The organism is Streptococcus sp. 32226D021BW (assembly GCF_053545015.1).
The window spans coordinates 100,910-114,869 of sequence record NZ_JBPPVC010000005.1; the positions used below are offsets into that span (position 1 = coordinate 100,910).

Below are 13,960 nucleotides of genomic sequence, written 5' to 3' on the forward strand. Positions count from 1 at the left end.
CCCTATCCATTAGACTCTTGACTTTTTTCATAGAAATAAATCAGAATTTTAACCATGAATTCCGGCCAAAATAGTCTATACATTTCCATATCTTCTTTTGTCCTGACATTATCTCTAATTGTGTTTGATGTTTCAGAATCCTGATGAATACGGTGGCACATCAGTTTATCAGAAACATAACCAAAACTTCCGCGATAATGCGAACTAATGTCGTACCATGCATACCAATCTAAATTTGTTCTCATTTTAGTTTCGAACTGAAAACCATTTAGTTTATCCATATCATAGGTCACGGCTGGGCAACAAATAGCATTGCCAAAAGCTAGAATCCTATTTCTCCAAAACATCCAATTTGGAAACCAGGACAGCACATTCAACATTAAAGTTTTAATCTTTAAATTTGTATTCGCTTCTATTTCTCGACCATCACGATACTCAACATAGTCAGAATACACAATTGTATGCTTTAAATCCCGACGGAACTCAGACAAAATTTTCTCAGCATAATTTTCTTTATACAAGTCATCCTGATGTGCAATCGTAACAAAGCGAGTATTGGCAAATGATAGAGCATTATTCCAATCAATACCAATCCCACCACCTTGCTTCACATGATAAGGAATTGAATATTCTTGACACAAGTGTTCAATGTGCTCACTAGGTGTCGAGGTATAAAGAATAATAGTTGATTTTACTGTTTGATTTCTCAAAGAAAGAATACATTCTTCTAAATATGGACTATCACCATAAGCACAAATCACAAAAGTGTGATTATTTTCCATAAATTTCTCTCCATACTACATTATAAATTTAAGTCTCAATAAAACTCAGTATCCACGTTTTACTTTTTGTTTATTTCCATTTTCGCTATCTTCCTATTAACAATATGATAAACCAGCAAACTTGACATGAAATAAACCAACATTGTCAAAGTAAAACTAATAGATGCACCTAAAATAGCAAACTTACTAATAAGCACTTTAGTTATTGCACTAGAAAATATGAACGCCAGTATAGTCGAGAATAGTAGATAATATTGCTTGCGATGAATTGTTAGTACATTATCAATCATTACCGAATAGACATTAAATCCAGCACCAACAAGTAAAATAATAAATGATAATAGATATGGTGACAAGTTTACTCCAAAAATAAGACTTAACATTGGAATTCCTAGTAAGTAGCCTCCAACTAAAACTAATAGATGTAAACCTATTAAAGCACCAAATATCTTTTTAACCTGTCTGTTATAAGCACTAAATTGACCGTTATGCAAAAAGATTGATATTTCTGTTAACATTGGTCTTAAAAGCATTAGTAAAAGATTAAGGACAAATGTTGGCATAAATAAAATATTGAAATCTCGTTGCAAACCTTCTCCAAGATGTCCTACAGTTATAAAACTATCAATAATAATTTTTGGTAAATTAAAAATGTAATTGATGATAAAGCTACTAATAAATAGAGCCAAACATAATTTAAGGATATTCCAACTGCCTTGCCAACTAGAGTTAATTTCGAAACTACTTCTGGAGAAGTTTAATTGATAATATCTAATATCTAAGAAATAGGACAATATTAAGTTAGTAAGAAAAAGTGAAATCGTAGCTACTAAAAGATTACCAGTAACTAACAAAACTAGAACAAACATAACAACAGTAGACAAGCTACGGTAGAATAAAACTTTCCCTGCTAGATCCGAACGCTGTTTTTGTTGAAACTCTCCTTGATAGACATCTGAAATGGCATCACACGCACGATAAAGAACCATGAAAACGATTATCCAATATTTTTCATTAGTAAAGCCTGTCACATTCAAATAAAGCATTAAACTAACTAACATTAGTAATATGCTCATTACTCTAGAAAGAAAGTAGGCACTAAATGAATAGCTCTCATTAACATCTGTAGCTTGAAAGTTTCTAACTCCAAATAAGCCTATCACTAAAAACTGTTGTCCCAGCGTAAAAGCAATACTAAAAGAATCTGCAATACTCGGAGATGTTAATCTTGATACAATTAAAAGTAGCACTATAGAAACAGCTGTCGAACTAATTGTCCCAAGCATATTCCAAAAATATTGATACTTAATACCTACTATTGGTTTAGTTTCTCCTCTCAAGTTATCTCCTTCTCACCTTGTTAAATTTGAGTATAGAACCCAACACTTACTGTAAAGATTACTAAAAATGACAAAAGATATTGAATAGCAATCGTCAATTTACGATCCACTTCCTCACTTGGTTGGATAATCGGTATAAAAGAGTTCAACCAATTTCCCAAAAACAATGGGATTAGACAGATCATAAAATAATAGTATCTTCCTTGCACTCCACCGACAGAAATATTGCCAGGATTATATACACGAGGATCTCCTGTAATTGCATATACCATCAAAAAGGTAATCCCTAACATAAGCAACACTGTATATGTTCCCCATATCTTAGGTACTGTGATGCGTGTACAAAGAATAAGTACAAATAGTACCGATAACACAATTAGTGTTGTAGCTGTAAATAGTAGCCCCGAATCATGACTAATATATTGAAGAGGACGTCGAATAAAGTTTTCTAAGATTGCCTCTGGTGCGCTAAGCATAGTTCTAATAATTGGTAACGGATGCTTCAAAAAGTAACCTAATCCAGGACTCTCTCCCGTCACCGAACCAGAAAAATTAAATATGTTTAAGATCCCTGAATAAATTACAGCAAATAGAATGACTGGAAAGAACGATACTACTCCTAGTATCCTTGCTTTCTTAGAGGCAAAGTATTCTTTTGGTAAGAAGGTTAATAAGGTTCCTAACAGAACAAAAGGAAACTTAGAAAAAACGAATAAAAGCACTAAACTTTGAAATTTGACAACAAACTTGGAGGTAATTTTTTCTTTTCGAGCCAAAACATTCGTAAGCAAAGCAACCAAAATAAGTGAAGCACCATAATATAAATAATCATAGTGGTAGCCAGAAACCACATAAAGAGCAGATGGTAGTGTCCCCATTAAATAAAGCATTTTTTGGTATACTTTACTAATCTTAATAGAGAGGAACACTAATAGCGCATAGGCTAATACATGGACTATTCTCCCTATGTAGTACGAGATATAAACCTTATTTGAAACCAAACGACCAATATTCCAGCCTATTGCCCCTGGTAAAAAAGAAGGATTATCAAAAGATTTCGGAACACCTGCAATTTTACTCGGTTGATGCTCTACATTATACCAGTAATCATCTCCCCTGAAGTTTGCTTGATTACGAATACCGTCATGTAAAAAGACAGAATCATAATCAGAAATTGTTTCATCACTGTATTCAAATAGAAAACTGTCAGAAATCCCAATTGCATTTTCTAAATGGGATTCTTCATCCAAAGCATATTGAACTGGTCGAATCAAAGCAATAACAATTCCAAAAGACAAAATGAGAAGAAAAGCATTTCGAGCTATTTTTTCAGGATTTTTGAAATCTACTAATAAAAAATAGAGAACAATAGCAATTACAATGTACCAAAAATTCAAATTGATTTTCCACTCAAATAGAATTGGCAAAGTAAGTTGTGCGAAAAAGACTAAGAAAATTCCAATGAAGATATTACGTAATTTCTCCATCACTATTTTTTGTATTTGCATACCACTTCTACCCTTTCTTCTTTTCTAAAGAATGTTGCGAAATATCCTGGTTTAAATCAACACGATTCGCCAGACGAATACCTCGCCATTTTTCAATATGAAAGAGTGGATTAACCAAAAGCCAATACATTCTTCTTTTCCAATTATAATCTTTATCAGAAATAATTTTTACACTATCTTTCAAACTTGCTTTGAATACATTTGTAACAACCGAGAAAATAGAAACCTTATTTGTTATACCACTGTTTAAACGAACATTATATGTTTCATCGAAAATTCGTCGTCTATACTCCGATAGTCGCACATCGTTCGAATGCTCAACAATTGCTTTTGCATTATAAACCTTGATATAGCCTGCATCTAATATGTCCTTCCCGTATTCGTAATCTTCTGAATAAGCTACAGGGCGATAACCAATTTTTTCAGTTAGAAATCGACGTGGGGCAGCAGAACACACATCACTATAAAAAGATTCTTTCGTATATTTTCCTCTTTGGCTCTCATCTAATCTTTGCCAGACAGTCAATGAATCAGATACGCCCTGTTCATTAAATACCGCTAGAATATCGTACTTCATCGCTGGAAAACAGTAATGACGTGGTTTTTGATTTCCTAATACGGCCACGATATCCGAGTGCATCGCAAAGGGTCTTACCATTTCCGCTAACCACTGCTCATTATGAGGAACTGCGTCTTGAGTAAGATAGACCATTATTTCACCTTGACTAATCTCAGCAGCCATTTGGCGAGTTTTCCCATGCGAAAATTCTTCCTTTGATAAATGAAGAAGACGGAGATTACCGTATTTTTCAGAAAAATGATTGATAATTGCAACCGAATTATCAGAAGAACCTGAATCTGTTATTAAAACATCCCACTTAAAATCTGTGACTTGACGGTATAAAGCAGATAATGTTTCTTCTAAATGGTCCCGTTCTCCGTTATAAACTGGAATAAACACCGTCGCTTTCAATTGATTAGCCATTCAAAACCTCTCGACGAATAATCATTTCAACTTTTTTATAACTCTCTTCCCAAGATAGCCCCGTATATTTATCGCTCATTTCTTTAGCATGTTCATTGATATCGGAACGCTCAACAGCCTGGCAAAGTTTTTCCGCTAGGGCCACAGGATAGGCTTCTGTATAGAGAATATCATCAATTTCACCAAGTACCATACGATTATTATCTCCATCATTCATGACTGGTACACAACCAGCCACCAAAAGTTCCAATGGTAATAATGAAACATTTGTTAAAGAGAGAACAAGACAAGCTACACTTTCGTGATAAACCTCTGCTAATTGCGCCTTATTTAAAATACCGCGGTCAACGAATTCAAAAGGAATATCATAATTAGACATATCTTGACCAAAGAATTCGATTTCGTATTCCGGATGACGTTCTTTAAAAATCTTTAAAGCCATTACTCCGATTTCAAATCCCCTACGCTCCGTATGGGCACGAGCATAAAAGGCAATTTTCTTCTTTTTAACGATAGGGGATTTTGGCTTATAAATATCAATATCCGCACCAAAATCAAAGTAGTCAGATTGCATCCCATATTGTCCAACTTTACTTACAAGCCATTTTCCTGCGGTAATACCATAAAAACCAAATTTATAGGTTGCTTCAGCCAACATATAACGCGACCCTACACCAAAGAAAACTGGTTCAAAATCTTGAACAAAGTAAAACTTATGTAAACGTTCCCCTTGAAGATTGAAGACTGCATAAGCAGTTTCCCAACTTGTTGCAAATACAAGGTCTTGATTTTTAAAATCCTCTAACTCTTCAACATCAACATCAATACCATAAGAACGCGAAAAAATATCTTGTGCTTCTTTGGCTGATTGAGGAATTGTGTTGTTATGATAGATATAAAATGTTATATGATGTCCTTGACTTTGTAAATATTTTACAAAACGTGAGATAGTCGTATGCCCGCCTCCGCCTGGTCCAACTGGTGGAGATACCCAAGCAATATTTAGAAATTCTTTATCTAACTTTTCTGGTTTGATATATGGATAATTGATATAGTCTGCAGTAGCTAGATCGACAAATTGTGGCATTTGTGGCAGAGTATTCATATCAATTTTTGAAGGTACACTTCCTCCAACTTGGATGTTCTGTCTAGTTGAGGTCAACTGTTGATAAACTTTTCGACTAACAGCGCGCAAGCCTTCATTCTTATATGTCCTAAAGACTTTTCCGAAAATGTTCATATTTTCACCTATCTTTTTATAATTTTTTTCAATACACTCTTCATTTCCCTAAGAGGCTTGGTTAATTTCCATGAAAGTGAGTCTTCTATTTTTTTTATTACATTTGTAAGATAGTCAATTTCAGTGGTTTTACTAACAATCTCATTATTCAAAGATTTAATATCCTGATACAACTCCTGTTTCGTAGTATTCAAAATTGAAATTTCTTCTGCCTGCTCAGCTACTATCCGTTCAAAATCTGCTATTCTTTCCTCATCCCAAGCAACATCACCTTCCAATAAAGCTTTCTTAAAGGTGGATGACCAAGTAAATGCGAAAATACGAATAGCCGAAATACTTAGTGGAAACTCACTCAATGGTAATGTTCGAAAAGTTGCATTATTTGAACAACCTGTAAACCCTTGTATCCGTTCTATCATTTCCTCACGAATAGTTTGATATTCTGTAGGATTTGGAAGAGGGTTATCAAGTGGATACTTCTCAGGATGTTCAATATATTCTTTATCAGTCAAACTATGTGGCAAAGTATCTAAACCACCATAACGTGCAGGTTCATATTTTTCTGAATCCTTGATTAGAAGAACAGGTGTTTCAAATGCCAATGATGGCATAAAGCAATGCAACCTCGTCGTTACAATTGCATGGGCTGATTGGTAAAGAGCTAGTATGTACTCCGCCACTTTAAAACGTTCCTCATTTTCCAAAAATGGGTAATGGTATACCGATAATTCGATAACTTCACGTTTAGTTGATTCTCGCATTTTTTTAACGACATCTTTAGGAACATCTACAGCTAAAATGAAGTCTTGTTTCTTAATGTCCGGATCACGTTGCAAAGTTAAAGTAACACATCCAGAAAAATAGGTTTCTAATCCCTGTTGCTTGAAAAACTCTAGCGTTTGTTCATCACGCGCCCCAACAGGACCATTTTTTTTAAGAAATTCTAAACTTTCAGTCGTTTCAAATGCCTCTCTAACCGCATCATCCTTCACACTAACATGTATAGAAGTCAGAAGCGGTTTTAAAAGGTCACTATTCTTAGGTGGCCATCCCTTCGGATCTCTATTATACCAACCATTCATAATTAACTTTGTTGGTTGATTTGGTTCCCACTCCGCCAACTTATCCCTATCAACATACTCATCAATGCGTGGTAGGAAACGTCTAGCGGCGATGCTTTGAACTTCATCACCAATATTCTCTGTTGAATAATTTAATAGCGCGAACTTATATTCCATACTATCTCCTAAATTTCACTCCAAGTGCCTTGAGCATTAAATTGACCACTGCGAGCAACATTTGCTTCCACAATATTTATCTTAGGCGGATTTCCTTCCATTGTGATATCTTCATATCCAAGAAGTTCACGTGTATCACTCCAAAATGAAACATTTACAGAATATTCACCCTTGATAAATTGTGATGCTGGAATTCTGCACTCAGCTAGATATTCACCTTCTTCTTTATTCAGAAGAGCCATATCTGCTATACTTCCTATTCCTGCAACCAAATTATCCCCGTAATCTCTAAAAGAAGTTCCTATAGTAAAGGTTAAAGGCTTATTTACTTTATATTTCACCTCGACCAAAATATCATCCGTTAGATAAAAAGTATCGGTTGCTTTGCTCGAATTTTTGGTTCGAATTGATAAAACATCAATACTATTTTTCCGCTTTTCACCTTTTTCTACAGTTTCTCCTTCAACTTTCTTACTATCGGTTCGGTGCTCTACATTACGTAAGGTATATTTTCCTGCAACCATATTGGGATCGCCAATGATAGAAATTTCTCCCGAATCAATCATCATGGCCTTTGTACAAAAACGTTGCACAGATGCCATATCATGAGTGACCAAAATAACTGTTTTCTTTTGTTTTTTTAGACTGGCAAAATACTCAAAACATTTTCTCTGAAAAGCTTCATCCCCTACAGCCAAGACTTCATCAAGTACCAAGATGTCACCTTCTGCCTTAATAGCAATTGAAAAAGCCAAACGTACCTGCATACCACTCGAATAATTCTTTAGTTTCTGATCCATGAATTCTTCAAGTTCAGCAAACTCTACGATGTCATCATACATAGCGTCAATTTCTGACCGTGTAAAACCAAGAAGGGCTCCGTTCAAATAAATATTCTCTCTCCCTGTTAGCTCCGGATTGAAACCAACTCCTAGTTCTATGAAGGGAACAAGTGTACCATTTACGCTTACTTTTCCTTTTTCAGGAACATAGATTTGTGAAATAATTTTCAATAGTGTAGATTTCCCTGAACCATTTCTACCAACAATTCCAAAAAAATCCCCTTTTTCTACTTCAAAAGATATATCTTTCAGCACCTGCTGCTCTTTATAGCCTTTGATTCCTCTAAAATAGTTTACCAATGTCGTTCTCAAACTTTGAGTTGATTCGGTTGGTAGTTTAAAAGTCTTGCTTACTGACTCAACTTTCAATGCAATTTCTTTGTTTGACATTATAGAATCTCCGCAAATTTCTTAGAATTCTTTTTAAAGATTGTAAATCCAATAATAAATACTACAATAGATATGAGATATGGAATAGCTACCATCCATTTATTGTCATAAATATCCCATGAAATTGTCGCCCCATCAAAGACAATGTGATGTCGAAGATCTTGTACAACTTGAGCAATAGGATTCATCATCATAATCTTGGCTACCCCAGTATGCCCTCTTTGTATGATATAGGTGATGGAGTAAATAATTGGTGTCGAGTACATCCCTGCTTGCAAGACTACTTCCCAAATCGGTCCCATATCACGATATTTTACAAAAAAGCTAGACAAAATGAATGCCAGTCCAGTTGCCAAAGTAATTAACTCTACAAATGCTGGCAATAACATCAACACACCAAAATCAAGCTGTACACCATTGATAATGGCGAAAAGCATAACTACTGCAATATTTATTCCATAGTTGATTGCCGCACCAATAATCGATGAAATAACTATAATTTCTTTGGGAAAGCTAATTTTACGCAATAAGTCACCGCGCGCTGCAATGGAAAGCATCCCCATATTTGTAGCTTCTGTAAAAAAGTTCCAAGTCACCATTCCAAGTAATAAACTGACAGCATAATGGGGTGTTCCATCATCAAATTTTAAAAACCGCACAAAAACCAAATACATGATTGTAAACATCATAAATGGTTTTAAAATTGACCACAGGTGTCCAATGATAGACCCTTGGTAACGTAATTTAAAATCAGTTTTAACCATCTCTCTTAAGAGAATTTGGTTTTCTTTATTTAATAAATTCATAACTATTCCTTATAAGCAAATTTTGTCACAATCAGTGTTGTAAACACGAAGGTGTGAAAAGCCTTATTTTTTCTCAAGCCATACTTCTTCAAAGTCTGATAGCGTTCTAGCATAGGTTTATCCATGATGGTCACAAAGGCTTGAACTAACTCTCTATCAGCCGGTGATAAGGGCTTATCAAGCAAAAAGCTGGCTTGTTTTTGACTGTTTTTAATCAAGTCCCAATAAACCTTGAATAAAATATGGGGACGAATCCATTTTTTAAATCGTTTAGAAATGGTTCTAGCTCCCAAAACATTATCCGCATGCTGGCGATAGAGTTCTCCAGGCTTGTCAATAAAAACCAGTTTACCCAAAGCCGAGGCCAACAAAGCTAAATACCAGTCATGCATCAAAATGTCTTCTGTTTCAGACCACAGCTCTGCTAGGGTATGGTTGATCATGGCAACACCACCAGTCACCGTATTCTCTGTCAATTCTTGCACCAACTCAGTATTGGCGTGGTGGGACTGGGAACGGATCATACTCTCGGTCATGACTTGCAAGTCTTGGTTGACGACGGTCAAATCCATATAAACCATGATAGGCTGGTCAGCCGGATAAGATTGGGCTTCCCGCAAACTTACTTCCAACTTGTCAGGCAACCAGACATCATCCTGATCACTAAAAAAATAATAGTCAGCCTTCTCATAACGAAGGAGGCGATGAAAACTTTTTATCACTCCTAGATTTCTTTGTTCTTCAACATCTATCAGGCGGATGCGACTGTCCTGTCTTGCAAAATCTTGAAGTACAGCCCTGGTCTTGTCACTAGACCCGTCATCTCGGACCAACAATGTCCAATCTGTGTAGGTCTGGTCCTGGATAGAGCGAATTTGCTCAGCCAAGAACTGTTGACCATTGTAGGTCGACATCAGTATATTTACTTTCATTGCAAAAATAATTCCTCGTATTCTTGGACTATCTTTTCCCAAGTATAAGCAGTGCTCATGTGCTCTTTAGCAATCTGTCCAAGTTCTTCTGCTTCTACTTCTCTGTCAATCCTGTCAATCAGTTGAGATAGATTACCCTGCTCCTTAGACCAATAATGAGCGCCATTCAGGGCTACTTTCTGGTTAAAATCAACCCCTAAAACTAAATTCTCATTGGTTTGGGCAAGTGCTTCGAGTAGGCTGGGATTGGTTCCGCCCACTTCATGTCCATGAATATAGGCACGGCATTGATTGCGAAGATACTTGAGCAGGTTGCTATCATAGACAGTTCCGACAAATTTAATCCGTTTATCCCGTGAAAAATCTGTTTCCTCTTCAAGCTTTTGGAAATAGGCAGAGCCTACATGATTAGCAACGATGACCAAATCACGCTCGGTCGAACTAGCCATGAATTCCTTGATAGCTGTCAGATAATTATTTTCAGGAACAAAACGACCGATAATCAAATAATAGCCCTTTTCAATCAAGTTCCATTGTCCAAAAAAATCTAAAACAGCTTGGCTATCTGACTGATAATCTGTCGGACTTAAATCCGTTCCGTAAGCAATAAAACGTGTTTTTGTTCCTGGATAGGCAGTCTGAATGTAGTCTTCAATACCTTCATTATCGGCAATCAGCAAATCTGCATGTTTTGCCATGAGCTTTTCAGCATATTTTAGATAGGATTGGACAGGTTTGGACCACTTGCTACGTTTCCATTCCAACCCGTCAGGATTGACAAATAACCTTCCCCCCACAGAGTGAATCTTCTTGGCAAAGGGAGCAATGAAGCCACCTATGGTATTTCCCAAAATATAGAAAATAGGAGTTTCCATACTTTGAGCTTTCACCAGTTCTAGCGCATAGGAAATGGCCATCATGTCGTAGGCAATGACGCGAGCCGGGCCTAGTTTGGGAGGATTGATCGTGAAGCAATCGGCTCCCTTATATTCTGAATGCTGATGGTGACTGCTGTCCGAGAGACAGGCCACATGGTAGCGGATATTGGGGCTTACTTGGTTGGAAACCAGTTGCTCGACAAAGGTTTCAAAACCTCCGTACTGGGCAGGCAAACCACGGCTACCGACGATAAAAATGTGTTTCATGTATCCTCTCCATCAAATTGCAGTTCTTTTCATTATACCATTTTTTCATTTTTTTTCCTATAGACAACCTGACTTGGTGTGAGTTCTTCCTCAAACAAGTCATTGAGAAATTTTGAGTTAATGAGAAAAATTTGATATAATGTATACTGGTTTTTACCAAGAAATAACTAACTATTAGAATAATACAAATAAAAATGAAATTACTAAAGAAGCTTATATCTATTTCCTTGACACTTTGCCTGTGCATTCTATTCATTAACTATACCAATATCATCCAAAAAGAATTAGGTGTTTCCAAAAATAGTGGTAAGGTTCGTATTGAAGCAAATGAAACTCAGCAATACATTGATAGTATTCAATTGAACGGAAAATACATTTCTAGCGAATCCGTCGTTAAAAACGAATGGTATATTGTCACACAAAATGTAGTCGATACTTTTTATATATCGCAAACCAAGGATAATGTTATGGAGTTCGATTTATCAATTCCTGTAAAATCCATTAGCTTTGAATACAGGGTAGGTGAGAAGGATAAATATATTCGCATTTATGTAGATAATGAATTAGTCCGAACAATAAATACTTCCAAAGGTGATAAACATAAAAACTTGGTTTTCATTTCCCTACCTACCAAAATACAGTTTAGTAACCAAAATTTCCTCTGGTACTTACATCTGGTAATTCTGGCATGTGGACTATTCCTATTTATTACAAGGAATAGTCTGTGGAAAATTAGAAAATGGAAACTTTTATCTCTAATCCTCTTATTAGCAATTCAATATTTCATTATTGAATTCATTTATCCACTATTCTATCGGAATGAGCTCGTTTTGTTCAACTCTAGTTTTAATCAAAGCGAACTACAATCGCTACTGTTTTCACTCACCACTCTCATTTTCGCTAGTTTTCTAGGTTATCAGCAAGTTCACTTTACGCTTATCCGTTTTTCTAAGTTTATTACCAACATCCTGTCATTTACCTCACTCCCGCTACTTTCTCTATTTCTTATCGAAAATAGCTACAGTCAATTTTCCACACTTTCACAAGAAAATATCGTCTATAATGCATTGATTATTGGACTATTCTATATTTTATTATCGTTCATATTTAATTTGCGACTTGCTAGTATACTCATCCTTGTGAGTTCTATCTTGTTGGGAATTAGCAATCAAATGATGATTGAAAGTCGCGGAACCCCACTACTCTTTTATAATATTTTCCAATTAGAAGACGGCTTAAATATTGCATCTAGCGTAGCTATTACCTTTAATAATCGGATGCTACAAAGCATAATATTCTGTTTTATCCTAATTACCTACTACAGCTGCCTGCCAAAGTCCAATATACAAACACTTGTTCCATGCCCTAACACAAAAAAAGTCTATCAAATGAGATGGACAAAGCGTTGCATTCATTTGTTGATAGGATACTTAGCCATTTTCACACTCATACCATTTATCAATAGAGCAGTAGTCAATAAAGTAAGTATTGATTTAAATTATTGGAAAATGTATGTCACATACGGTGAATACGGCTTACCACTCTCGCTCGCTTCTTTCTACGAAGATAGTAAAATATCAAAACCAAAAGGTTATACCACTTCAACACTAGGTAGCATTTTTGAAAAATATCCGACTGAAATTGTAAATCAAGAATCCCAACCAAATATTATTTTCATCCAAAATGAATCACAAGCTGATCTTTCTAAGCTAAAGGGCATTAACCTGCAGCCTAATCCATTAGCAAACCAACATGCTCTGAAGGACAATGCTATCCATGGTACTTTAAATGTATCTGTTTATGGAGGAGGTACTGCAAATACTGAATACGAGGTTCTAACAAGCAATCCTATTAGTTTGCTGTCATCCAATCTATTTCCATATCAACAGATTATCAATCAAGAACGCCCTTCTTTTGCAACCTATCTTCAAAATCAGCAATATGATACTGTGGCTATGCACCCTCAATCCGGGAATAACTATAATCGTAAAACCGTATATCCACTTCTAGGTTTCAACAAGTCCTACTTCCTAGATTCAGAACCTGGTATAGACACTCTTTCAACTTTAACAACTGAAAGAAATTGGCCATCTGATCAATTTTTATTTAATAACTTGAAAAAACTTTATTCTCAAAAAGGAAGTAACCCTCTCTTTAGCTTCGTTGTAACAATGCAAGGACACGGTGGTTATTTAACTAACGAAAGCTCTTACACTAGGGAAGTTAGTATCAATGGTTCTACGTCAGATTATTTAGCTGAAACCGAATTCCTAACAAGCATGAAACATACCGACGAAGCTTTCGCGGACCTCATTTCTTTTTTCAGTACATATAAAGAACCAACTGTCATTATTATGTATGGTGATCATCAGCCAACTTTAAGTCAAGAGTTCTACACTCAATTTATGGATACAAATAGTCCATCCGCCAAATATACAACTCCATTTGTTATTTGGGCAAACTTCGATATCCCTAAAAAGGAAAATACAACTATCAGTCCTAACTATTTAGTCCCTTATTTAATGTCCATACTAGCTGAATCTAAGTATCCATTACCTCGGACAGGCTACCACCAGTTTTTGGATGAAGCACAAAAGACAATGCCTATCCTAACAAGCTGGGGTAATCTAGACACCACTGGAAAAGCTATTGATAATATTGAGGAACTGCCTATTTACCAAACCTACCTCCAATTAGAATATAATAATGCTATTGATAAACAGACAAAACTAGAATTTTTTGAATAACAGAA

The 13,960-nt window shown here is 35.7% G+C and carries 11 protein-coding genes; 1 reads left to right on the forward strand and 10 read right to left on the reverse strand.

Annotated features, from left to right (window positions below; translation table 11 throughout):
* Positions 1-2: 2 nt before the first annotated feature.
* Genes ACEE44_RS04810 through cps2T form a run of 10 tightly spaced genes read right to left on the reverse strand, consistent with a single transcriptional unit; the run spans position 3 to position 11,208 of the window.
* Positions 3-782: a glycosyltransferase family A protein gene (locus ACEE44_RS04810; RefSeq protein WP_248033299.1), complete on the reverse strand. Its 780-nt coding sequence runs from the start codon at positions 780-782 to the stop codon at positions 3-5.
* 59 nt (positions 783-841) lie between these two features.
* The gene (locus tag ACEE44_RS04815; protein ID WP_449171442.1) at positions 842-2,122 is read right to left on the reverse strand and encodes a lipopolysaccharide biosynthesis protein; all 1,281 of its coding nucleotides are present in this window, start codon (positions 2,120-2,122) and stop codon (positions 842-844) included.
* A gap of 20 nt (positions 2,123-2,142) precedes the next feature.
* A complete protein-coding gene (locus tag ACEE44_RS04820; RefSeq protein WP_449171443.1) occupies positions 2,143-3,630 on the reverse strand; it encodes a DUF2142 domain-containing protein in 1,488 nt (495 codons plus the stop codon).
* 7 nt (positions 3,631-3,637) lie between these two features.
* Positions 3,638-4,615 (reverse strand): glycosyltransferase family A protein, encoded by a 978-nt coding sequence (locus ACEE44_RS04825; protein WP_449171444.1) that lies wholly within the window; start codon positions 4,613-4,615, stop codon positions 3,638-3,640.
* On the reverse strand, positions 4,608-5,855 hold the full coding sequence (locus tag ACEE44_RS04830) for a rhamnosyltransferase WsaF family glycosyltransferase (RefSeq protein ID WP_449171445.1): 1,248 nt from the start codon (positions 5,853-5,855) through the stop codon (positions 4,608-4,610). The genes ACEE44_RS04825 and ACEE44_RS04830 overlap by 8 nt, the downstream gene beginning before the upstream one ends.
* A gap of 8 nt (positions 5,856-5,863) precedes the next feature.
* Positions 5,864-7,093: a polysaccharide pyruvyl transferase family protein gene (locus ACEE44_RS04835; RefSeq protein ID WP_449171446.1), complete on the reverse strand. Its 1,230-nt coding sequence runs from the start codon at positions 7,091-7,093 to the stop codon at positions 5,864-5,866.
* Between the two features lie 8 nt (positions 7,094-7,101).
* The gene (locus ACEE44_RS04840; protein WP_172029208.1) at positions 7,102-8,325 is read right to left on the reverse strand and encodes an ABC transporter ATP-binding protein; all 1,224 of its coding nucleotides are present in this window, start codon (positions 8,323-8,325) and stop codon (positions 7,102-7,104) included.
* A complete protein-coding gene (locus tag ACEE44_RS04845) occupies positions 8,325-9,131 on the reverse strand; it encodes an ABC transporter permease (RefSeq protein WP_172029209.1) in 807 nt (268 codons plus the stop codon). The genes ACEE44_RS04840 and ACEE44_RS04845 overlap by 1 nt, the downstream gene beginning before the upstream one ends.
* Positions 9,132-9,133: 2 nt before the next feature.
* Complete coding sequence (locus ACEE44_RS04850; protein ID WP_449171447.1) at positions 9,134-10,063, reverse strand: glycosyltransferase family 2 protein; 930 nt, start codon at positions 10,061-10,063, stop codon at positions 9,134-9,136.
* Positions 10,060-11,208 carry a beta 1-4 rhamnosyltransferase Cps2T gene (gene cps2T, locus ACEE44_RS04855; protein WP_449171448.1) on the reverse strand — a complete coding sequence of 383 codons (1,149 nt, stop codon included), beginning with the start codon at positions 11,206-11,208 and terminating at the stop codon, positions 10,060-10,062. The genes ACEE44_RS04850 and cps2T overlap by 4 nt, the downstream gene beginning before the upstream one ends.
* A 194-nt stretch (positions 11,209-11,402) precedes the next feature.
* Between cps2T and ACEE44_RS04860 the strand changes: the two genes are divergently transcribed.
* Entirely contained in the window at positions 11,403-13,955 is a 2,553-nt protein-coding gene (locus ACEE44_RS04860) for an LTA synthase family protein (RefSeq protein ID WP_449171449.1), read from the forward strand.
* Positions 13,956-13,960 lie beyond the last annotated feature (5 nt).

Excerpts from the sequence above, each read along its gene's own strand:
- ACEE44_RS04810 (WP_248033299.1), bottom strand. The coding sequence starts at position 782 with ATGGAAAATAATCACACTTTTGTGATTTGTGCTTATGGTGATAGTCCA.
- ACEE44_RS04820 (WP_449171443.1), bottom strand. The coding sequence starts at position 3,630 with ATGCAAATACAAAAAATAGTGATGGAGAAATTACGTAATATCTTCATT.
- ACEE44_RS04825 (WP_449171444.1), bottom strand. The coding sequence starts at position 4,615 with ATGGCTAATCAATTGAAAGCGACGGTGTTTATTCCAGTTTATAACGGA.
- ACEE44_RS04830 (WP_449171445.1), bottom strand. The coding sequence starts at position 5,855 with ATGAACATTTTCGGAAAAGTCTTTAGGACATATAAGAATGAAGGCTTG.
- ACEE44_RS04835 (WP_449171446.1), bottom strand. The coding sequence starts at position 7,093 with ATGGAATATAAGTTCGCGCTATTAAATTATTCAACAGAGAATATTGGT.
- ACEE44_RS04840 (WP_172029208.1), bottom strand. The coding sequence starts at position 8,325 with ATGTCAAACAAAGAAATTGCATTGAAAGTTGAGTCAGTAAGCAAGACT.
- ACEE44_RS04845 (WP_172029209.1), bottom strand. The coding sequence starts at position 9,131 with ATGAATTTATTAAATAAAGAAAACCAAATTCTCTTAAGAGAGATGGTT.
- ACEE44_RS04850 (WP_449171447.1), bottom strand. The coding sequence starts at position 10,063 with ATGAAAGTAAATATACTGATGTCGACCTACAATGGTCAACAGTTCTTG.
- cps2T (WP_449171448.1), bottom strand. The coding sequence starts at position 11,208 with ATGAAACACATTTTTATCGTCGGTAGCCGTGGTTTGCCTGCCCAGTAC.
- ACEE44_RS04860 (WP_449171449.1), top strand. The coding sequence starts at position 11,403 with ATGAAATTACTAAAGAAGCTTATATCTATTTCCTTGACACTTTGCCTG.